At 66.5% G+C, this 19,606-nt stretch carries 21 protein-coding genes; 12 read left to right on the top strand and 9 right to left on the bottom strand.

Going from position 1 to position 19,606, the window contains the following annotated elements:
* Nucleotides 1–158 precede the first annotated feature (158 nt).
* From BKG60_RS26820 to BKG60_RS26835, 4 genes are read left to right on the top strand one after another with little or no spacing between them, the layout of a single operon-like run.
* Nucleotides 159–1,022, top strand: coding sequence for an LLM class F420-dependent oxidoreductase (locus BKG60_RS26820; RefSeq protein WP_070186112.1), 864 nt, complete (start codon nucleotides 159–161; stop codon nucleotides 1,020–1,022).
* A gap of 40 nt (nucleotides 1,023–1,062) precedes the next feature.
* Nucleotides 1,063–1,914 (top strand): LLM class F420-dependent oxidoreductase, encoded by an 852-nt coding sequence (locus BKG60_RS26825; RefSeq protein ID WP_070186111.1) that lies wholly within the window; start codon nucleotides 1,063–1,065, stop codon nucleotides 1,912–1,914.
* Nucleotides 1,915–1,939: 25 nt separating this feature from the next.
* Nucleotides 1,940–2,935 (top strand): dTDP-glucose 4,6-dehydratase, encoded by a 996-nt coding sequence (gene rfbB / locus BKG60_RS26830; protein ID WP_070944252.1) that lies wholly within the window; start codon nucleotides 1,940–1,942, stop codon nucleotides 2,933–2,935.
* Nucleotides 2,932–3,537, top strand: a complete 606-nt coding sequence (locus tag BKG60_RS26835; protein ID WP_070944253.1) for a dTDP-4-dehydrorhamnose 3,5-epimerase family protein — start codon at nucleotides 2,932–2,934, stop codon at nucleotides 3,535–3,537. Before rfbB ends, BKG60_RS26835 begins: the two co-directional genes overlap by 4 nt.
* A 30-nt stretch (nucleotides 3,538–3,567) precedes the next feature.
* Here the strand turns inward: BKG60_RS26835 and BKG60_RS26840 are convergent, their stop codons facing one another.
* Entirely contained in the window at nucleotides 3,568–4,689 is a 1,122-nt protein-coding gene (locus tag BKG60_RS26840) for a DmpA family aminopeptidase (RefSeq protein WP_070186108.1), read from the bottom strand.
* 98 nt (nucleotides 4,690–4,787) lie between these two features.
* On the opposite strand from BKG60_RS26840, the gene BKG60_RS26845 reads away from it, so the two are divergent.
* On the top strand, nucleotides 4,788–5,408 hold the full coding sequence (locus BKG60_RS26845; protein WP_120765044.1) for a TetR/AcrR family transcriptional regulator: 621 nt from the start codon (nucleotides 4,788–4,790) through the stop codon (nucleotides 5,406–5,408).
* Nucleotides 5,409–5,472: 64 nt separating this feature from the next.
* Here BKG60_RS26845 and BKG60_RS26850 read toward each other — a convergent pair whose 3' ends face one another.
* Genes BKG60_RS26850 through BKG60_RS26860 form a run of 3 tightly spaced genes read right to left on the bottom strand, consistent with a single transcriptional unit; the run spans nucleotide 5,473 to nucleotide 7,840 of the window.
* On the bottom strand, nucleotides 5,473–6,222 hold the full coding sequence (locus tag BKG60_RS26850; protein WP_070944362.1) for a fluoroquinolone transporter permease: 750 nt from the start codon (nucleotides 6,220–6,222) through the stop codon (nucleotides 5,473–5,475).
* A 5-nt stretch (nucleotides 6,223–6,227) separates the two neighbouring features.
* A complete protein-coding gene (locus BKG60_RS26855) occupies nucleotides 6,228–6,941 on the bottom strand; it encodes a fluoroquinolone export ABC transporter permease subunit (protein ID WP_070944255.1) in 714 nt (237 codons plus the stop codon).
* Nucleotides 6,938–7,840: an ABC transporter ATP-binding protein gene (locus tag BKG60_RS26860; protein ID WP_070944256.1), complete on the bottom strand. Its 903-nt coding sequence runs from the start codon at nucleotides 7,838–7,840 to the stop codon at nucleotides 6,938–6,940. Before BKG60_RS26860 ends, BKG60_RS26855 begins: the two co-directional genes overlap by 4 nt.
* Before the next feature lie 142 nt (nucleotides 7,841–7,982).
* Here BKG60_RS26860 and BKG60_RS26865 point away from each other — a divergent pair, with 142 nt between their 5' ends.
* Nucleotides 7,983–8,441 carry a GbsR/MarR family transcriptional regulator gene (locus BKG60_RS26865; protein WP_200806104.1) on the top strand — a complete coding sequence of 153 codons (459 nt, stop codon included), beginning with the start codon at nucleotides 7,983–7,985 and terminating at the stop codon, nucleotides 8,439–8,441.
* Here the strand turns inward: BKG60_RS26865 and BKG60_RS26870 are convergent.
* Entirely contained in the window at nucleotides 8,420–9,019 is a 600-nt protein-coding gene (locus BKG60_RS26870; protein ID WP_070186105.1) for a TetR/AcrR family transcriptional regulator, read from the bottom strand. The two genes, BKG60_RS26865 and BKG60_RS26870, sit on opposite strands and share 22 nt — an antisense overlap.
* The gene (locus BKG60_RS26875; protein WP_070944257.1) at nucleotides 9,016–10,527 is read right to left on the bottom strand and encodes an FAD-dependent oxidoreductase; all 1,512 of its coding nucleotides are present in this window, start codon (nucleotides 10,525–10,527) and stop codon (nucleotides 9,016–9,018) included. Before BKG60_RS26875 ends, BKG60_RS26870 begins: the two co-directional genes overlap by 4 nt.
* A 77-nt stretch (nucleotides 10,528–10,604) precedes the next feature.
* Between BKG60_RS26875 and BKG60_RS26880 the strand changes: the two genes are divergently transcribed.
* The 4 genes from BKG60_RS26880 to mmsB all read left to right on the top strand — a co-directional run bounded on the left by BKG60_RS26880 (nucleotide 10,605) and on the right by mmsB (nucleotide 15,148).
* The gene (locus tag BKG60_RS26880) at nucleotides 10,605–11,429 is read left to right on the top strand and encodes an MOSC N-terminal beta barrel domain-containing protein (protein WP_070944258.1); all 825 of its coding nucleotides are present in this window, start codon (nucleotides 10,605–10,607) and stop codon (nucleotides 11,427–11,429) included.
* A 145-nt stretch (nucleotides 11,430–11,574) separates the two neighbouring features.
* Nucleotides 11,575–13,095, top strand: a complete 1,521-nt coding sequence (locus BKG60_RS26885; protein WP_070944259.1) for a CoA-acylating methylmalonate-semialdehyde dehydrogenase — start codon at nucleotides 11,575–11,577, stop codon at nucleotides 13,093–13,095.
* A gap of 7 nt (nucleotides 13,096–13,102) precedes the next feature.
* Nucleotides 13,103–14,263, top strand: coding sequence for an isobutyryl-CoA dehydrogenase (locus tag BKG60_RS26890; protein ID WP_070186101.1), 1,161 nt, complete (start codon nucleotides 13,103–13,105; stop codon nucleotides 14,261–14,263).
* A 12-nt stretch (nucleotides 14,264–14,275) separates the two neighbouring features.
* A complete protein-coding gene (mmsB, locus tag BKG60_RS26895; RefSeq protein WP_070944260.1) occupies nucleotides 14,276–15,148 on the top strand; it encodes a 3-hydroxyisobutyrate dehydrogenase in 873 nt (290 codons plus the stop codon).
* A gap of 81 nt (nucleotides 15,149–15,229) precedes the next feature.
* On the opposite strand, the gene BKG60_RS26900 is transcribed toward mmsB, so the two are convergent.
* Nucleotides 15,230–16,066: a PDDEXK family nuclease gene (locus BKG60_RS26900; protein WP_070944261.1), complete on the bottom strand. Its 837-nt coding sequence runs from the start codon at nucleotides 16,064–16,066 to the stop codon at nucleotides 15,230–15,232.
* A gap of 109 nt (nucleotides 16,067–16,175) precedes the next feature.
* Nucleotides 16,176–16,973 (bottom strand): HAD family hydrolase, encoded by a 798-nt coding sequence (locus BKG60_RS26905; protein ID WP_070944262.1) that lies wholly within the window; start codon nucleotides 16,971–16,973, stop codon nucleotides 16,176–16,178.
* 104 nt (nucleotides 16,974–17,077) lie between these two features.
* Between BKG60_RS26905 and BKG60_RS26910 the strand changes: the two genes are divergently transcribed.
* Entirely contained in the window at nucleotides 17,078–17,740 is a 663-nt protein-coding gene (locus tag BKG60_RS26910) for a response regulator (RefSeq protein ID WP_070186097.1), read from the top strand.
* Nucleotides 17,737–18,951 carry a GAF domain-containing sensor histidine kinase gene (locus BKG60_RS26915; RefSeq protein WP_070186096.1) on the top strand — a complete coding sequence of 405 codons (1,215 nt, stop codon included), beginning with the start codon at nucleotides 17,737–17,739 and terminating at the stop codon, nucleotides 18,949–18,951. The genes BKG60_RS26910 and BKG60_RS26915 overlap by 4 nt, the downstream gene beginning before the upstream one ends.
* A gap of 10 nt (nucleotides 18,952–18,961) precedes the next feature.
* Here BKG60_RS26915 and BKG60_RS26920 read toward each other — a convergent pair whose 3' ends face one another.
* Complete coding sequence (locus tag BKG60_RS26920) at nucleotides 18,962–19,546, bottom strand: TetR/AcrR family transcriptional regulator (RefSeq protein ID WP_070186095.1); 585 nt, start codon at nucleotides 19,544–19,546, stop codon at nucleotides 18,962–18,964.
* Nucleotides 19,547–19,606 lie beyond the last annotated feature (60 nt).

Below are 19,606 nucleotides of genomic sequence, written 5' to 3' on the forward strand. Positions count from 1 at the left end.
GCCAGCGCCCCAATGTCACGCTGGAGCGGCGGTCGACCTCGAACGCCACGCTGGAGTGACAATGGGGGCGGCCACACGGCACACGCCACACGGCCAAGGCACAGATCCAGAGTGATCGGTTCGGAATAGCCCCCGACCAGAGCCGAGTTGAGAGGTTCATGACCCAGACCACTGCGGACACCAAGCCCGATCTCGGCACATTCGGCGCGTTCGGCCATTACGCGCAGTTCCAGCGCCTGTCGGCCGAGCAACTGCGCGACATCGAGGCGCTGGGCTACGGCGCGATCTGGGCCGGCGGGTCGCCACCTGCCGAGCTGGAGTGGATCGATCCGATCCTGGCCGCCACCACCACGTTGCAGTTGGCCACCGGGATCGTGAACATCTGGAGTGCGGCCGCCGGCCCGGTCGCCGAATCGTTTCACCGCATCGAGGCCGCCTACCCGGGCCGGTTCCTGCTGGGCATCGGCGTCGGGCACCGTGAGGTCATCGGCGAGTACCGCAAACCTCTCGACGCACTCACCGATTACCTCGACAAGCTCGACGAGTACGGCGTGCCGACGAACCGTCGGGTCGTGGCCGCACTCGGCCCGAAAGTGCTGGGGCTGTCGGCGGCTCGTTCGGCAGGTGCGCACCCGTATCTGACCACGCCGGAGCACACCGCACAGGCCCGCGAGCTGGTCGGGCCGGACGCGTTCCTGGCTCCCGAACACAAGGCGGTGCTCAGCACCGATGTGGAAAAGGCCCGATCGATCGGCCGCAAGGCGCTCGACCCTTACCTCGGTCTGACCAACTACTGCAACAACTTCAAGCGCCTCGGCTTCACCGATGAGGACCTGGCCAAACCGGGCAGTGACCGGTTCATCGACGCCGTCGTCGCGCATGGCACGGTGGACGAGGTGGCCGCGCGGCTGCGGCAGCATCGCGACGCCGGCGCCGATCACGTGCCTGTACAAGTGTTGACCAGACCCGACAAACTGGTATCGGCACTGGCCGAGCTCGCCGGGCCGCTCGGCCTGGCCTAGCGACCAAAACACCGCGCACCCAACAGACAAGGACTCGTAGATGACCGAATCGCTTTCGCTCAAGCCGGATCTGGGCCGCTACGGGGTGTGGACGTTCGGGGCGGTGGAGCCTGATCAGGCCGCCGAAATCGAGGGACTGGGTTACGGCGCACTGTGGGTGGGCGGGTCCCCCGCGGCCGACCTCTCGTTCGCCGAACCCATCCTGGAGCGCACCGAAGGTCTTCAGCTCGCCACCGGCATCGTCAACATCTGGACGGCCGAGGCCGAGGCGGTGGCCGAATCGTTTCATCGCATCGAATCGGCGCACCCCGGCCGATTCCTGCTGGGCGTCGGCGTCGGGCATCCCGAGCACACCGACGAGTACCGCAAGCCCTACGACGCGCTGGTGGAATATCTCGACGCCCTGGACGCAGCCAAGGTGCCGACCAGCCGGCTGGTGATCGCCGCACTGGGTGACAAGGTGCTGAAGCTGTCCGCCGGCCGCAGTGCCGGCGCGCACCCTTATCTGACTACCCCCGAGCACACCGCCCATGCCCGGGACGTGCTGGGTGAGTCGGTGTTCCTGGCCCCTGAGCACAAGGTGGTGCTGAGCACCGACGGCGCGGCAGCACGCGCGATCGGGCGCGAGACGGTCGACTTCTACTTGAACCTCAGCAATTACCTCAACAACTGGCGTCGCCTCGGTTTCACCGAAGACGACATCGCCAAGCCGGGTAGCGACAAGCTGATCGACGCCGTCGTCGCGCATGGCACTGCCGAGAACATCGCCGCGCGCCTGCGACAGCACGTCGCCAACGGCGCCGACCATGTGGCAATCCAAGTCCTCGGCGGGCCGGACAAACTGATCCCGACACTGACCGAATTGGCCGGGCCGCTGGGTCTGAAGGGCTGACCCGCCGGCCGGTTAGGGTTGGCGCATGCGGTTACTGGTCACCGGCGGCGCCGGGTTCATCGGCGCGAACTTCGTACGCCTCGCCGTCAACGACGCACTGACCACCTCGGTGACCGTGCTCGATGCCATGACGTACGCGGGCAGCCGAGAGTCCCTGGCGGCGGTGGCCGACCAGATCCGGCTGGTGCAAGGCGATGTCGCCGATGCACCTCTGGTACATCAGCTGGTCGGCGAGGCCGACGCCGTGGTGCACTTCGCCGCGGAGACCCACGTCGACAATGCCCTGGCCAACCCGGAACCATTCCTGCAGAGCAACGTGGTCGGTACGTTCACGGTGCTGGAGGCGGCGCGCGCGCACGGAGCCCGTCTGCACCACATCTCCACCGACGAGGTGTACGGCGACCTTGAGCTCGACGATCCGGCCCGGTTCACCGAGGGCACGCCGTACAACCCGTCGAGCCCGTACTCGTCGACCAAGGCTGCCGCCGACCTGCTGGTGCGGGCCTGGGTGCGGTCGTACCGGGTGCGCGCCACGATCTCGAACTGCTCGAACAACTACGGCCCCTATCAGCACGTGGAGAAGTTCATCCCGCGCCAGATCACCAACGTCCTCACCGGCAGGCGCCCCAAGCTCTACGGCTCCGGAGCCAATGTCCGCGACTGGATCCACGTCGACGACCACAACCGCGCGGTGTGGCAGATCCTGAAGAACGGCCGCATCGGGCAGACGTATCTGATCGGCGCGGAATGCGAGCGCAGTAATCTCACGGTGATGCGCACCCTGCTGCGTTTGATGGACCGCGACCCGGACGACTTCGACCACGTCACCGATCGCGAGGGCCACGATCTGCGTTATGCCATCGATCCGTCGACCCTGCACGGCGAACTGGGCTGGGCGCCCGAACACACCGATTTCGACGAGGGCTTGGCGGCCACCATCGACTGGTACCGCGACAACGAATCCTGGTGGGGTCCTTTGAAAGACAACGTGGAGACCAACTACTCGGAGCGCGGCCAGTGACCGCGCGGGAACTGACCGTTCCCGGCGCCTGGGAGATCACACCCAAGCTGCACGGCGACACGCGCGGACTGTTCTTCGAATGGTTCACCGAGGCCGGCTTCGCCGAGATGACCGGGCACCGCTTCGACGTACGGCAGGTCAACTGTTCGGTGTCGGCGGCCGGGGTGCTGCGCGGCGTGCATTTCGCCGAAGTGCCGCCCAGCCAGGCCAAATACGTGACGTGCGTGCGCGGCGCCGTGCTCGATGTGGTGGTCGACATCCGGGTCGGCTCCCCGACCTTCGGGCAGTGGGATTCGGTCCTGCTGGACGATCAGACCCGACGTTCGGTCTACCTGTCGGAGGGGCTTGGTCACGCTTTCCTTGCGCTGCAAGATGATTCGACGGTGATGTACCTGTGTTCGGCGCCGTACGCCCCGGAGCGCGAGCACACCATCTTGGCCACGGATTTCGGGATCGACTGGCCGATCGAAGGCGAGCCGGTGTTGTCCGAGCGTGACGCGGCCGCCCCGACCCTCGAGCAGGTGCGTGCCGCGGGGCTGTTGCCTACGTGGGACGAGACCCGCGCGTTCGTCGACGAGCTGCGCGCCCGGCCCCCCGCCTGACGATCCGCGACGGCGGATCGCCGAACGAGGTCAGTGCCCCTCGAGAACCAGTGCCGAGTGCAGCAGCTTGTGGTCGAGGGCGTGGGCGGTCACCCCGCCCCGGCCGGTCACGGTCTCGGCGGCCACCAACGCGTTGACGATGGCCTCCTCGGTGGCTTCGATGGCCAGGTCGAACAGCCTGGTCATCAACTGAGGCGCCACCATGCGCACCGCGATCTCGGGCCGGTTGGCGTCGGGGTTCTCGTCCCATCCGTACGGTGGGATGCCCCGGTTGCCGGTGGAGAAAGCCAGCATCAGATCACCGCTGTACTGCTCCCCGCTGCCACCGACTCGGCCGACGGCCAGCGCGGACCGTTGCGCGAGCCGCGTGCACTGATGCGGTAGCAACGGCGCGTCGGTGGCGACCACCACGATGATCGACCCCGATCCCGCCGGATAAGGGATCGGCAGGTCGGGGGTCGGCACCAGCTCGGGTCCGACCATTTCTCCGACGGGCACCCCGTTGACCCGAAGACGTTCCCGCCGGCCATGATTGGCTTGGACGAGCACTCCGACGGTGTAGGTCCCGGCCACCGTGTCGGTGACCCGGGAGGCCGTTCCGATCCCGCCTTTGAAGCCGTGGCAGATCATGCCGGTCCCGCCGCCGACGTTGCCTTCGGCGACCGGGCCGCTCGTGGCTTCGGCCAGCGCCGCGGCGACGTGCTCTGGGCGGACGTGGTAGCCGTTGATGTCGTTGAGCAAGCCGTCATAGGTCTCCCCCACCACCGGCAGTGACCAGTACAGGCCCTCGCCGCGGGTCTGGACCTGGGCCTGGACGAGGGTGTCCCGCACGACACCGACGCTGTGGGTGTTGGTCAGCGCGATCGGTGAGGTGAGCTCGCCGGATTCGCGGATCCATTCCAGGCCGGTGAGTTCGCCGCTGCCGTTGAGCCGGTGCGCACCGGCGAACAGCGGCTCGGTGAAGATTCCCGGGTGCGGGATCACGACGGTGACGCCGGTGTTGACCGGGTGGGGCCCGGGCCGCTGGATCGTGGTGTGGCCGACGCGCACGCCGGCCACGTCGGTGATCGCGTTGTCGGGGCCCGTGGGATGTTCGCCGATCACGACGCCGATGTCACGGGCACGGGGACGCCGCGAGGCGCAGTCCAGCATGCATCCTCCGGAAAGTTCTGACGAAATTGTTTTCAAGATTGGAAAATAATGGCGCCGGGCAACCACCGGCGTCAACCGAAGTGGCAGATTCGTGAAGGATGGGACCCGTGGGACGGCCGAACCGCCAGGCGCAGCGACGCGAGGAGATCCTCGATGCAGCGACCGCGCTGATCGAACGCAATGATCTGACCACGCTGCGGATCGCCGATGTGGCCGCCGAGCTTCGACTGACCCCCAATGCCGTGCGCTACTACTTCCGAGAAATGGACCAGCTGCTCTCGGCCCTCGCGCAGCGCTCGGACAGCAGGTTCTACGACGACCGGCTCGCGGTGGTGCAACGTACCGCCGACGCCCGGGACCAGATCGCGTTCATGATCGCCGCGGGGTTGCCGTCCGGACCCGAGGATGCCGAGTGGCGCACCATCTGGCGGGCCGTGCTGGCCGCCGGGTTCGTCCTCGACCAGCGCCCCGACATCCAGCACATCTTTCACCGACAGGTGGGCCTCTACACGCAGATCCTCGAAGCTGGTTGCGCTGCAGGCACATTCACACTGGCCGCACCCGCGCAGGATATCGCGATGACACTGATGTCCATGGAGGACTATCTCGGTTACCGCATCGTGGCGCGAGACCCCGACCTCGACCGAGCCACTGCGCTGCGCCTGATGCGGGGGTACGCCGAACTGACCACGGGGGCTTCACTTCCGGTGCCTACGTGAGCCGCCGCGCCGCACTCCTGGTGGTGATCGCCGCGGTCAGCCAGGAGGTCGGCGCGAGGAACTGTCAGCGGTTCTTGGCGAGGAACCGACGGAACAAGGGCCAGGCGATCGCCAGGTTGTATGCCACGCCGCCCACCAGGTACGGCCACCAGGTGCCGTGGTCGCTGGCGACCCAGAACGCCTTGGCCGCCCAGTACGGCGGCAGCACACCGAAGGCCAGGTTCCATGACGAATCGATGAACCACGGCAGGCATGGCAATCCGGCGATGATCATGCCCAGTGCCCGCAACATCGCAATGCCTTGGATCTTGTTGCCCGCCAAGGCGATTATCAGTAGCAGCGTCACCACGGCGGACAAGCCCGCGACCATCCCGATCGGTATGAGCGCCGGGATCAAACCAGGTTCCAGAATCCCGCTGAACGACAGCGTCGCAACCACATAGACGGCCGTGACCGCCATCACCGTCCCCGCCCGATAGCCGAAAAACGTCGACATCGGCACCGGTGTCACCCGCAGGGCGGACATGGTGCCGGCGTCGATCTCGTCGAGAACCAGGAATGCGCCCAGGCCGCCGGCGATGATGATGCTGGTGAGCAGCAGGAATGCGGTGAGCACCAACGGGTAGTACGGCACCAGATCGAAGTCGTAGCGCTCGGCCAGCATGTCGGTGAACATCGGCGTGAGAACTGCAACTCCCGTGGTCCAGATAACCGGCGCGAGCACGAGCATCACCAGGAGCGGATCGCGGTAGGTGCCGCGCAGGTCATTGCGACCGAAGGCCGCCAGAGCCCGACCCCGGTTGGAACCGATCATGGCGGTCACAGCACACCTGACCTTTCGATGACGTAGCGGTCGAACAGCGCGTGGGCGGCCCGCCACAGCGCGACCAGGCACACGATCGGATAGAGCACCGCATAGGCGAGCTGCCAACCACTCAACGTCACCTGGTCGAATGCGGCACCCAGCAACAGCATCGGCCCGTGGGTGGGCACGACGAAGAGCACTGGATTGGGCCAGACCCCGGAGAAGAGCAGGATCGGCGGAGTGAGCATGGCGGCAAGTGGGATGACCGCTGCGAGAAACCAGTCGGTGACCGATCCGAACGGCAGCGAGCTGATGAACCCGACCAGCAGCATCAACAGGGTGCCGAGCACCACGCCGAGGACCAGGGGCACCGGATGGTAGGAGGTGCCACTGGAGATGGTCGACACAACGAGCGCGACCAACAGCGAGATCGACAGCAGCACCGCGAGTTTGGCCGTGAGGTACTCCCCGAACCGCAAAGGGGTCGAGATGATGGCGCCGAGGGTGCGTTCCTGCTTCTCGAAGAACACCGAGCCGCCGATGAAGAAAAATCCGATGATCGCGATGTCGCCGACCAACATATAGGGTTCGGCGACCGGGCGGAGGTGGTGCGGCATGGGCAGCAGCACCGCCAGCCATATCAGCCCGGAGAAGATCCCTGCGTGCAGGAATTTCTGCCGGTACTGAACCGTCAGCTCGAGCCGGATCGCACTGGTCAATCTGGTCATATCAGCTGCCGTCCCGTCACCTCGACGAAGACGTCGTCCAGGCTGGCTTCGCGACTGTGAATGGTCTCGACGTGGAAGTTGCGCAATACCGCGTGGAAATCCGGATCGTCGGCCAAGCCGTCCATTCCGAACTCTGTCGTGGTGAGACCCTCTCCGGGTACGCGGTATTGGACCCGCACCCGGCGTTGGCTGCGCGCAATCTTCAATTCGGCAGGTGTGTCCAGCGCGACGATGGCTCCGTCGACGACGAAGGCCACCCGGTCGCACAGCTCATCGGCGGTGGACATGTCGTGGGTGGTGAGAAAGATCGTGCGACCACTCGCCTTCAATCCCAGGATGATGTCTTTGACCTTGCGCGCGTTGACCGGGTCGAGTCCAGAGGTCGGCTCATCGAGGAACAACAATTCGGGGTTGTTGACCAGCGACCGTGCAAACGTCAGCCGCATCTGCATTCCCTTGGAATACTTGCCCACTCGGGTGTGGGCCGCATCCTTGAGACCCACGGATTCGAGCAACTCCATCGGATCCGCCGTGGGCCCGTCGTAGAGGGAGGCGAAGAACTGCAGGTTCTCCAGGCCGGTGAGCTTGAGATAGTGGTTCGGCAACTCGAACGAGACTCCGACGCGCTGGTAGTAGTCCGAGCCCCACTCGAGTGGGTCGCGGCCCCACACCGTGGCCTGACCGCCGTGACCTCGCAAGAGGCCGATGAGCAGCTTCTGCGTGGTGGATTTGCCGGCGCCGCTGGGGCCGAGGAATCCGAAGATCTCTCCGCGCCCAACGGTGAAATCCATACCGCGCACAGCGGGTTCGGTTGACTTGGGGTACGTGAACGTCAAGTTCTCGACGTGGATGACAGCCGTCGCGGTGTTCGGGTCGGCCGTGGATGTCAGGTGTTGCATTGTTTCTCAATCGCCCTTCTGTCGTGCGAATAGACAATTTCCGACCAGACTTCCCGGAACACCGCGACCGACTGTACTAAACTTTCAGTAATTTGTGAAGATAGTTTGGGCCGAGGAGGATTCGATGACGTTGGCGTCAGATCTGCAGCACGCCGCCGAAGAGCTCGCCCTGGCACTGACCAGCCATGGGATGCAACGTATGACGGCGCGGGTACTCGCGACGCTTCTGTTCACCGAGCAACCCAACCTGACCATGGGCGAGCTTTCCGAGAATCTGAGTGCCAGTGCCGGCGCAATATCCAGCGCCCTCAAGATGCTCACGTCGGTCGGCCTTGCCGAACGGGTACCCGTGCCGGCCAGCCGCCGCGACCACTTCCGGCTGCGGGATGACGCTTGGGCCATTCTGTTCACCAACCAGAACGAGACGATCGCGGCCATGCAGGCCGCCGCCGAATCCGGCATCGCCGCCACAGACCCCGGAAGCGTGGCGCACCAGCGCCTCTCCCAGATGCGGGATTTCTATGCCTTTCTGATGGCCGAGCTGCCCGCGATCCTGGACCGGTGGCGTGAACACCGCACTCAGGGCAACAAGCCCACCTGACGGTAGACCGCACGCAAGTAGTGCCGCATCTCCTCGACGTCGGGCGGGTCTGGTTGCAGTACGCGATATGTGATCGCACCGACCATCATGTCGATCGCCACGTCGAAATCGGTATCGGCAGCGACAGTTCCACACTCCTGCGCATGCTCGAGCAGACGAGTGGCGAGCGCGCGTCGTGGCCGGATGTAGCGATCCCAGTAGACCGTCATGAGCGCCGGGTGACTGACCGCCGAACCGTAAACCCGCGCCACCAGCGCGCGATAGGACGGTGTGGTGGTGACAGCCGCCGCGCTTTCGATCGCGGCCTCGACAAGCTCATGAGGGGATTCGATGTCGATGGCCTCAGGTGAGGCCCAACCCACCTCCTCGGCGACCAGCGTCTCCATCGCCGCGGCGATCAGGTCCTCCTTGGTCGACCACCGTCGATAGATGGTCGGCTTGCCGACACCGGCACGTTTGGCGATCTGTTCGATGCTCGAGCCCTCGACCCCGCGCTCGATGAAAAGGTCCAGCGCTGCTTGCAGGATTGCGCGCTCAGCCGCCGCGTCCCGGGGCCGGCCACGGCCGGCCGTGGTCACCGCACCGCCCCCGTCCCCAGAGCGGCTGTCAGCCAACGGTCGAGCTCGCCGACATCGTCGGGACTCCCCCGCCATGCCAGATGGGCATCCGGCCGGATCAACATGGCCTCTGAGCTGTCGTGGTGCAGGGCCACGACGAATTCGCCCAGGTGGGGCCGCAGCGGTTCGAGATCGTCGGGTACGCCGTCGGGCAACAGTAGTGCCCAGCGCCCGCCGAGCTCGCCGTGTAATCGGGTGGCCGCCCCGTCGGAGCGGGTGCAGGGCAGATCCGCGATCCGATCGCCGGATCGCGGCTTGCGGCCGCGGCCGCCGAGCGGGCCCTTGCGGTAGCTCACCCACAGCTGTGAAGCCGTGTACGTCGTCCAGCGCTGGATGAAGGCCGAGCTGAACAGGCGGGTGGCCACGTGGTCACGCAGGAACCGGCCGACCGGATTGCTCGCGACGTTGACCCGGGTGACCGCACTTGTGCCGCGCAGCACTTCGGTGGCCAGGGGCCTGCGCTCGGCTTCGTAGGTGTCGATGAGCTTGTCGGAGGCCAGGTTTCGGATCACCAGCGCCAGTTTGAAGGCCAAGTTCTCCGCATCGCCGATGCCGGTCAGCATGCCCTGACCACCAAAGGGCGCATGCGCGTGCGCGGCGTCACCGGCGATCAGGATGCGCCCGTGCCGGTACGTATCGGCGAGCCGGCGGTGCACGGTGAACACCGACAGCCACTCGGCGTCGCCGACGGTCACCGCGCGGCCGGTCCGCTGTGGCACCACCTGTTTGATTCGGTCCAGAATCTCACTCTCGCTGGGCTTTTGCGCGAGCGTGGGATCGTAGACGAACAGCCGCCACAAGTCGTCGCGACCGCTGGCATCGGGCATGGGCATCGCGCCGACCACTCCGTCGGGGTGAACCCAGCCGGTCGTGCCGCCACGGTCGAGCGTCCAGTCCAGATGGACATCGGCGAGCAGGAATCGTTCGGAGAGTTTGACCCCGGGGAACGCGATACCAGCCTGCTGCCTGGTGACGCTGGAGGTGCCGTCGCATCCCACCAGCCACTTCGCCCGCACGCGTTCACCGTCGGAGAGTTCGGCAACGACGACGTCGCCCTCCTGCAGCACACCGACCACGCCTCGGCCCCATTCGGGCTCGACCCCGAGCTCGGCCAGTCGGGCCCGCAGTGCCGCTTCGACTTTCGCCTGCGACACCACCATGGGCGGTGCGGCGGTCCGCATGCCCGGATCACCGAACTCCAGGGTCATCACGGGGCGGTCGCCGAGATAGTTGGTGATGCGCATGGCGCGCAACGACTCGTTCGGCAAGTTGCCCAGTGCGCCGATCCGGCCCAGCACTTCCGAGCCTCGGGCGTGCAGAAAGTTGGCCCGCGACGTGGTCGCCGGCCCCGGTGCGCGGTCGACGACGCGCACGGAGAGGCCGTGTAGGCGCAACGAGCAGGCCAGCGTCAACCCGGTCGGGCCGGCACCGACCACCACCACATCCAGGCTCTCATCCCAGGAAACCATGCCAATAGCATAACGATACCGTTCCGTAATTTAAAGAGGTCGCCCCCAGCCACGCCCCACCCGGTTATCTTCGGTCCATGAGCATGGCCGCAGATGAGCACATGCAGGTTGACAGCCTGTACCGATACCCGGTCAAGTCGATGCTCGGGGAGCGCGTGGACACGTTGCTCGTCAACGCCGGTGGAGCCGACGGCGACCGCAAGTACGCGCTCATCGATGAATCCAGCGGCCGGGTGGCGAGCGCGAAGCAGGCCCGACTGTGGCGCGGACTCTTGTCGTGCGGCGCTGTCACCGAACGGCGCCAGGTGCGCATCCACCTGCCCGACGGCCGCACGACCACGTCGGATGACGACGACGTCGACGACCTGTTGTCACAGTTCGTGGGGCGCTCGGTTCACCTGATCGACAGCAGACCCGCCGGCGCCTCGATTCAACGCGCGGACCCCGATCAAGTGCTCGACCTGGGCGTCGACGCCCAGGTCGACGCCCCGATCCTGGAACTGGCTCTGGCCACTCCGGGGACCTCATTCACCGATCTGGCTCCCGTGCACGCGATCACCACGGCGACGCTCGAGCACGTCGGCGTCGAGGCCGCGCGCTATCGGCCCAACCTGGTGATCGCCACGCCACCCGGATATCCCCCGTACACCGAGAACGAGTGGACCGATCACATTCTCAACGTGGGCGAAACGCGGCTTCGCGCAATGGGGCCCACGCCCCGCTGCGTCATTCCGACGCTCGAACACGGCCGCCTGCCCCGCGCGGCACATGCGCTCCGCACACCCGCCGACGAGAATCGGGTCGACGCCTTCGGACTCGGCCTGCTGCCGTGCGCCGGCGCGTACCTGCAGGTGCTTTCCGAGGGCACCATGCAGATCGGTGACCGAGTCTCGCTCGGTTGAATCAACTCCGCCGGTAACGGCACAGGGAGATCGCATCAGAACCGCAGAACCCTTGCGAACTCCGTCGACCAATTACTAGGATATCCAAGTATCTCGGGTACTGCTCGAGCCACTCACTGTGCACATCCCCTTTGGACGGAACGCCATGACCACTCAGATCCCCCACTTCATCAACGGCCAACGCACCACTGCCGGATCGACCCGCACCGCCGATGTGCTCAACCCCAGCACCGGCGAGGTGCAGGCGCAGGTGGCCCTGGCCTCGGCCGCCGACGTCGACGCCGCGGTGGCCGGCGCGGCCGAGGCCCAGAAGGAATGGGCCGCCTACAACCCGCAGCGCCGGGCCCGGGTGCTGATGAAATTCATCGAACTGGTGCACCAGAATGCAGACGAGCTGGCTGAGCTGCTCAGTTTGGAGCACGGCAAGACCGTGGCCGACTCGCACGGCGACATCCAGCGCGGCCTCGAGGTCATCGAGTTCTCCGTCGGCATCCCCCACCTGCTCAAAGGCGAGTTCACCGAGGGCGCAGGCACCGGCATCGACGTGTACTCGATCCGTCAGCCGCTGGGCGTGGTCGCCGGCATCACCCCGTTCAACTTCCCCGCGATGATTCCGCTGTGGAAGGCCGGCCCCGCGCTCGCATGCGGAAATGCCTTCGTGCTGAAGCCTTCCGAGCGCGATCCCTCGGTGCCGCTGCGGCTGGCCGAGCTGTTCATCGAGGCCGGGCTGCCCGCGGGCGTGTTCCAGGTGGTGCAGGGCGACAAGGAGGCCGTCGACGCGATCCTGGAGCACCCCGAGATCAAGGCGGTCGGCTTCGTCGGCAGCTCCGACATCGCGCAGTACATCTACTCGGGCGCGGCCGCGCACGGTAAGCGCGCGCAGTGCTTCGGCGGCGCCAAGAACCACATGATCGTGATGCCCGATGCCGATCTGGACCAGGCCGTGGATGCCTTGATCGGCGCCGGGTACGGCAGCGCCGGCGAGCGCTGCATGGCCATCAGCGTCGCGGTCCCGGTGGGCGAAGAAACAGCGCAACGGCTTCGAAATCGGCTCGTCGAGCGGATCAACCAGTTGCGGGTCGGACACAGCCTCGACCCCAAGGCCGATTACGGGCCACTGGTCACCGGCGCGGCACTCGAACGGGTTCGCGACTACATCGGCCAGGGTGTCGAGGCCGGCGCCGAGATCGTGGTCGACGGTCGCGAGCGGGCGAGCAACGAGCTGACTTTCGGCGACACCAGCCTGGAGAAGGGCTACTTCATCGGCCCGACCCTGTTCGACAACGTCACCACCGACATGTCGATCTACACCGACGAGATCTTCGGTCCGGTGCTGTGCATCGTCCGCGCTCACGACTACGAAGAAGCGTTGAAGCTGCCGTCCGAGCACGAGTACGGCAACGGCGTGGCGATCTTCACCCGCGACGGCGATGCCGCACGCGACTTCGTGTCCCGGGTGCAGGTCGGCATGGTGGGCGTCAACGTGCCGATCCCGGTCCCGGTGGCCTACCACACCTTCGGCGGCTGGAAGCGGTCCGGATTCGGCGACCTCAACCAGCACGGGCCGCACTCGATCCTGTTCTACACCAAGACCAAGACCGTCACCGAGCGGTGGCCGTCGGGCATCAAGGATGGCGCCGAGTTCGTCATCCCGACCATGAAGTAGCGCACCGGTGAATCTGCACGACCTGGATGAAGACGAGCGCGTGATCGCCGAGACGGCGGCCGCGTTCGCCGAAAAGCGCATCGCGCCATACGCGTTGGAGTGGGATGAGACCCATCACTTCCCCACCGACGTGTTACGCGAGGCGGCCGAACTCGGCATGGGCGCCATCTACTGCGGTGAGGACACCGGCGGCAGCGGGCTGCGTCGACTGGATGCGGTACGCATCTTCGAGCAACTGGCCGCTGCCGATCCCACCCTGGCGGCGTTCCTGTCCATCCACAACATGTGCGCGTGGATGGTGGACAGCTACGGCACCGAGGAGCAGCGCAAGGCCTGGGTGCCCAAGCTGGCGTCGATGGACGCCATCGCCAGCTACTGCCTCACCGAACCGGGTGCCGGCTCGGACGCGGCGGCGCTGCGCACCCGGGCGGTCCGCGACGGCAGCGATTACGTCCTCGACGGGGTCAAGCAGTTCATCTCCGGGGCCGGCAGCTCCGATGTGTACGTGGTGATGGCCCGCACCGGCGCTGACGGCCCGAGGGGGATCTCGGCGTTCGTGATCGAAAAGGACGCACCAGGGCTGAGTTTCGGCGTCCAGGAGCAGAAGATGGGCTGGAATGCCCAGCCCACGGCACAGGTGATCCTCGAGGGTGTGCGGGTTCCGGCCGATGCCCTGCTGGGCGGCACGGAGGGCACCGGGTTCGGCATCGCGATGAACGGTCTGAACGGTGGCCGGATCAACATCGCGGCCTGCTCGCTCGGCGGGGCCCAGGCCGCCTACGACAAAGCGCTGGCCTACCTGGCCGACCGCCAGGCCTTCGGTGGGTCACTGCTCGACGAGCCGACCATCCGGTTCACCTTGGCCGACATGGCCACCGGCCTGGAGACCTCACGAAACATGTTGTGGCGGGCGGCTTCCGCGCTGGATGCCGACCACCCTGACAAGGTGACGCTGTGCGCGATGGCCAAGCTGTACGTCACCGACACGTGCTTCGAGGTGGCCGATCAGGCGCTGCAGTTGCACGGCGGCTACGGCTATCTGCGTGAGTACGGTCTGGAGAAAATCGTCCGGGATCTACGGGTGCACCGCATCCTTGAGGGAACCAACGAAATCATGCGGGTGGTCATCGGGCGTTCCGAGTCGTCCCGCACCCGCAACTCTGCATAGGGAGAGACATACGTGACCACGATCGCGTTCCTCGGTTTGGGGCACATGGGCGGCCCGATGGCGGCCAACCTGGTGGCAGCGGGCCTCACCGTGCACGGCTTCGATCCCGTGCCCGCGTCGAAGGCAGCCGCTGAAGCCAACGGCGCCAAGGTCTTCGACACCGGCGCTGCGGCGGTGTCCGGTGCCGACGTGGTGATCACCTCACTGCCCAACGGCAACATCGTCAAAGCGTGCTATGCCGAGGTGCTGCCGGCTGCCACGAAAGGCACGTTGTTCATCGACACCTCGACCATCTCGGTCGACGACGCCCGCGAGATTCACGCAAAGGCAGGTGAACACGGGCACGCTCAGCTCGACGCCCCGGTCTCCGGCGGCGTGAAGGGCGCGACCGCGGGCACGTTGGCGTTCATGGTCGGCGGCACCGATGAAGCATTCGAAGCGGCGTTATCGGTGCTGGATCCCATGGCGGGCAAGATCATCCACTGCGGCGGCTCGGGCACCGGCCAGGCCGCCAAGCTCTGCAACAACATGGTGCTCGCGGTGCAACAGATCGCGGTCGGCGAAGCTTTCGTGCTGGCCGAGAAGCTGGGCCTGCCTGCACAGTCGCTGTTCGACGTGATCACCGGCGCCACCGGCAACTGCTGGGCCGTCCACACGAATTGCCCGGTGCCAGGCCCGGTCCCGACGTCTCCGGCCAACAACGACTTCAAGCCGGGTTTCGCCACCGCCCTGATGAACAAGGACCTCGGGTTGGCGATGGCTGCGGTGATGTCCACCGGGTCTTCGGCTCCGCTCGGCACACATGCGGCACAGATCTACGCCGCGTTCGCCGACGAGCACGCTGACGAGGACTTCAGCGCGGTGATCGAGACGCTGCGCGACTGATTCCTCCTCGCGTTTGTAACCAGGTGGCGGTGAAATTCGTGTTTGGCCGCCACCAGGTTACGAACGCGGCCCGCCGCGGTGTTACGAACGCGAAGCCCACACCCTGGCAAGCTTGCCGAGAACATTGGCCTCGCCGTCGCGGCAGGTAACCCGAATGATGCTCCAGCCCATTTCGATCATCGCGTCGATACGGGCGATGTCCTTGCGGAGGACGTCGGGATCGGTGTGGTGCAGGCCTTCGTACTCCATGACGATCTTTAGCTCCGGCCAGGCGAGATCGGCGTCTCCGATCAATGCGCCGTACTCGTTGTAGATCGGGTGCTGTGTCTGTGGTGGTGGATAGCCCGCGCGAACAACCAACAGCGGCAACCAGGTTTCCTGCGGGGATTCCGCTCCGGGGTCGACCAGGGCAATGCTCGCACGTGCCTGTTTGATGCCTTTGCGGCCGGTATACCGCTGCGCGGCCAATTCGATGTCAGCGACTTTCAGCCGCGTGGCCCGCGCCAGCGCATCGATCGCTGCCACAGCGGCGTCTTCTGGCAGTCGGCAGGCGAGGTCGACCGCCGTCCGTAGCGGGTTGGTCAATCGGATATCGCCGATCTGACAGATTTCGTCGTCATCGATCACGTCGGCCCAGGCGACGACTCCCCGGGTCGGTCGCCGATTCGTGTCGAGAATGTTGGCGGGAAGCGCAGCATCGATCCAACGTGCTCCATGCAGCGCCGACGCGGAATACCCAGCCAATACGCCCCGCCGCCGTGATCGCAACCAGGCCGCCTTGGCGCGCAGCACCGCGGTGGGCCGAGTCCCCCTGGGCACATAGATGTCGTGGTGCACAGCGGTGAACCGGGCACGCAGATCGTGGCGTGTCAGCCTGCCGGCCGCAACGGCCTCACTGCCGATGAACGGCTCCACCATGCGGGAAAAGTGTGCCCGCGCCCACCGACAACCTCACGTTCGTAACGTGGTGGCGCCAGAATTCGCGTCTCGCCGCCACCAGGTTACAAACGCGGATACGCGACAGGAGCTAGGCCGCAGACGGGCTGCGCTGAGCCCACCACTGGCTGTGCAGGCGCTGGCACACCGGCAAACGCAGCGGCTCGGCGCCGGCGAAATCCGGCCGGACCGCAACGGCCGCGTATGACCCGGAACCGCCGTCGGGATCGATGAGCAGGCTGGCCATCCCCGCGTCGTTGGCGGCGCGCAGGCCCGAGACCGAGCCGGCGATGGCCAACGCATCGTGGCCGGCCACACCCAGCTCACCCAGGGCATGCCGGTACAGGTCGGCCCCGGAGGCGCTGACGTCGTCGGTGGTGACGACGGTTTCCACCAGGCCGTCACCGACCAGCTGGCGCACCAGCGGTTCGGCCCAGCGGCGACGGCCCGCGGCGACCACGCCGACCGGCAGGCCGGCCAGGAACGCGTCGTTCATCAGATCCTCCAGGCCCGGCCGTGGCGTCAGGCCCGCATCGAGGATCATCTCGTCGAACATCATGTCCTTGGTCGTGCAGATCTCGTCGGCGAGCACTTCGGTGAGGACATCGCAGTCCGGCCCCACGCAGCGCTTGCGCAGCTCGGCAGTCACCCGTTGACGTTCGTCGTGCAGCGCAAGGAGCTGCTGATACCGCGCGACCTCCCACTCGATGGGCAGACCGTGCGCGGCGAACGCGGCGTTGAAGACAACGCGATGTCCGTCGACGTCGAGATCCGACAGCGCATCGAGGTCCAGGATCACCGCACGCAGCGGATGGGCACTCGTATCAGGCCGCGAACAGTCCCACCAGAACCGCCCGGCCCGCCATGACTTCTCTTGTGTTGACGACACCCCATGAGAGTGGCCCACGTCACATCGTCCGCGCGTCCCCCGTAGGGGGGATTGGGCCGGTCAAGTTCATCTACTCCGGACCTCACCCCCTCTAGGGTGATGCCATGGCGCCCTCCAATCCAGTGCGCCTTGTGCTGGTCGACGACCATGAAATGGTCATCGAGGGTCTCAAGGCCATGCTTGCTGCGTTCAACGACCGGGTCGAGGTGGTCGGCCAGGCCGTGGGCGCGGAACGCGCACTCAGCGTCATCGAGACACTCGATCCCGACATCGTGCTGTGCGACGTGCGCATGGAAGGTTCCAGCGGGTTGGACCTGTGCCGGGTGCTGCGTGAGCGCGAACCGGAACGCAAGGTGGTCATGCTGTCGGTCTACGACGACGAGCAGTACCTGTTCCAGGCCCTGCGGGTGGGCGCCGCGGGCTATCTGCTCAAGAGCATCAGCAGCGACGAGCTGGTGCGTCAGCTCGAATTCGCCCACAGCGGCCAGACCGCGATCGATCCGGGGATGGCGGCCCGCGCGGCCGGCACCGCGGCCCGGTTGCAGCGCGACGAGTTCTGGCCCGGGGTCCGGCAGGGGCTGACCCAGCGCGAGAGCGAGATCCTGTCTTTCGTGGTCGCGGGCCTGTCCAACCGGGGGATCGCCAACAAGCTGGTGATCGGCGAGGAGACCGTGAAGACGCACCTACGCTCCATCTACCGCAAGCTCGGGGTCAGCGACCGGGCCGGTGCGGTGGCCACCGCGCTGCGCGAAGGCATCTACCAATGACCGCCGAGAAATCCGGACGCGAACTCGGGCCGATCGACCTCACCGCCGACCGGGAGCTGGCCCTGCTGCGTGAGCTCATCCGCGCCGCGTCGAGCGGCCCGGGGGTGGAACCGCTGGCCGCCGCGGCGGCCGGGATGATCACCGAGGCCACCGCCACCGACGTGTGCTTCGTCCACGTGCTCGACGACTCGGACCGCGCCCTGACGCTGGCCGGGGCCACTCCGCCGTTCGACGCCGAGATCGGCAAGATCCGGCTACCGCTGGGGCAGGGCATCTCCGGTTGGGTGGCCAGCCATCGCCAGCCCGTGGTGATCAGCCACGACAAGGAGTCCGACCCCCGCTACAAGCCCTTCGAGTCGCTGCGCGGACGAGACTTCACCTCGATGGTGTCGGTCCCGATGGAGACCGGGCCGGGCGGGCTGGTCGGTGTGCTCAACGTGCACACCGTCGAACGCCGAGAGTTCACGCCGCGCGACGTGGAGTTGCTGCTGGTGATCGGCCGGCTGATCGCCGGGGCATTGCACCAGGCCCGGTTGCACCGCCAGTTGGTGGCTCGCGAGCGTGCCCACGAGAATTTCGTCGAGCAGGTGATCCAGGCTCAGGAGATCGAGCGGCGCCGGTTGGCCGGCGACATTCACGACGGCATCTCCCAGCGGCTGGTGACGCTGTCCTACCGGCTCGACGCCGCGGCGCGCGCGGTCGAACCGCAGGCGGTGGCCGAGCAGTTGGCGGCCGCCCGCGAGCTGGTTGCGCTGACTCTGCAGGAGGCCAGGGCAGCGATCAGCGGGCTGCGTCCGCCGGTGCTCGACGATCTCGGTTTGTCGGGTGGGTTGGCCAGCCTGGCCCGCTCGATTCCGCGGATCCCGATCGAGGTCGACCTCGCCGAGACCCGCGTGCCCGATCACATCGAGCTGGCGCTGTACCGGATCGCCCAGGAATGTCTGCAGAATGTGGTCAAACATGCCGACGCGGATCGGGCCCGGCTCACCTTCGCCGTCGACGACGGTGTGGCACGCCTCGAAATCGTTGATGACGGAAAGGGTTTCGATACCTTCGAACACCCGTTGGGCAGCGACGAGATGGGTGGCTACGGACTGCTCTCGATGGCCGAGCGGGCCGAGATCGTCGGCGGGCGGCTGCACATCCGGTCGCGGCCGGGCGCGGGTACCACGGTCACCGCGACCATTCCGCTGCCGTCCGTCACGCAGTAGTCGACCGTTTTCAAGGTGGGTCCTCAAGGTGCACACGCACCGCAGGTACCGCCCGGGCGATCAGCTCCTCGACCGATTGCGATGCGATGGGTTCGATCCGCAGGATGTGACGCAGGTAGGCGATGCCGAGTAGTTGGCCCATGGCCAGGTCCACCCGTAGTTCGGCGTCGGCACCGGTGAGTGCGGTGGCGATCTGCGGGTAGAGGCGCTGCTCGATGAACTGGCGGACCAGTGCGGCCGATTCCTCGTGGGTGGCCGCACCACGCAGGATGGCCAGCAGGGGCGCCCGGGTGTCGGGTTGTTCCCACAGTTCGAAGAAGAGCCGGGCGAGGCGTTCGGCCAAGCCGGTCTCGGCGTCACCGAGAATCCGGTCGCTGAACTGCTCCGGGTCGAACGGCCAGCCCACGGCGGCCCGGAACAGCTCGGCCTTGCCTCCGAAATAGTGCCGGATCAGGGCCGGGTCCACACCGGCGGCGGTCGCGATGTCGCGCAGTGAGGTCTTGTCGTAGCCGCCTTCGGCGAACATCCGCCGGGCCGTGGCCACCAACTCCTCACGGGTGCCGGACTGTCCCGGCCGTCGTCCACGGGGCGGCATAGTGAAGAAATTCTACAGTCGTTGACTTCCCGATCAGGCCAGGTCTACGCTCGAATCATT

The sequence above is a fragment of the Mycobacterium syngnathidarum genome (assembly GCF_001942625.1).
GTDB lineage: Bacteria > Actinomycetota > Actinomycetes > Mycobacteriales > Mycobacteriaceae > Mycobacterium > Mycobacterium syngnathidarum.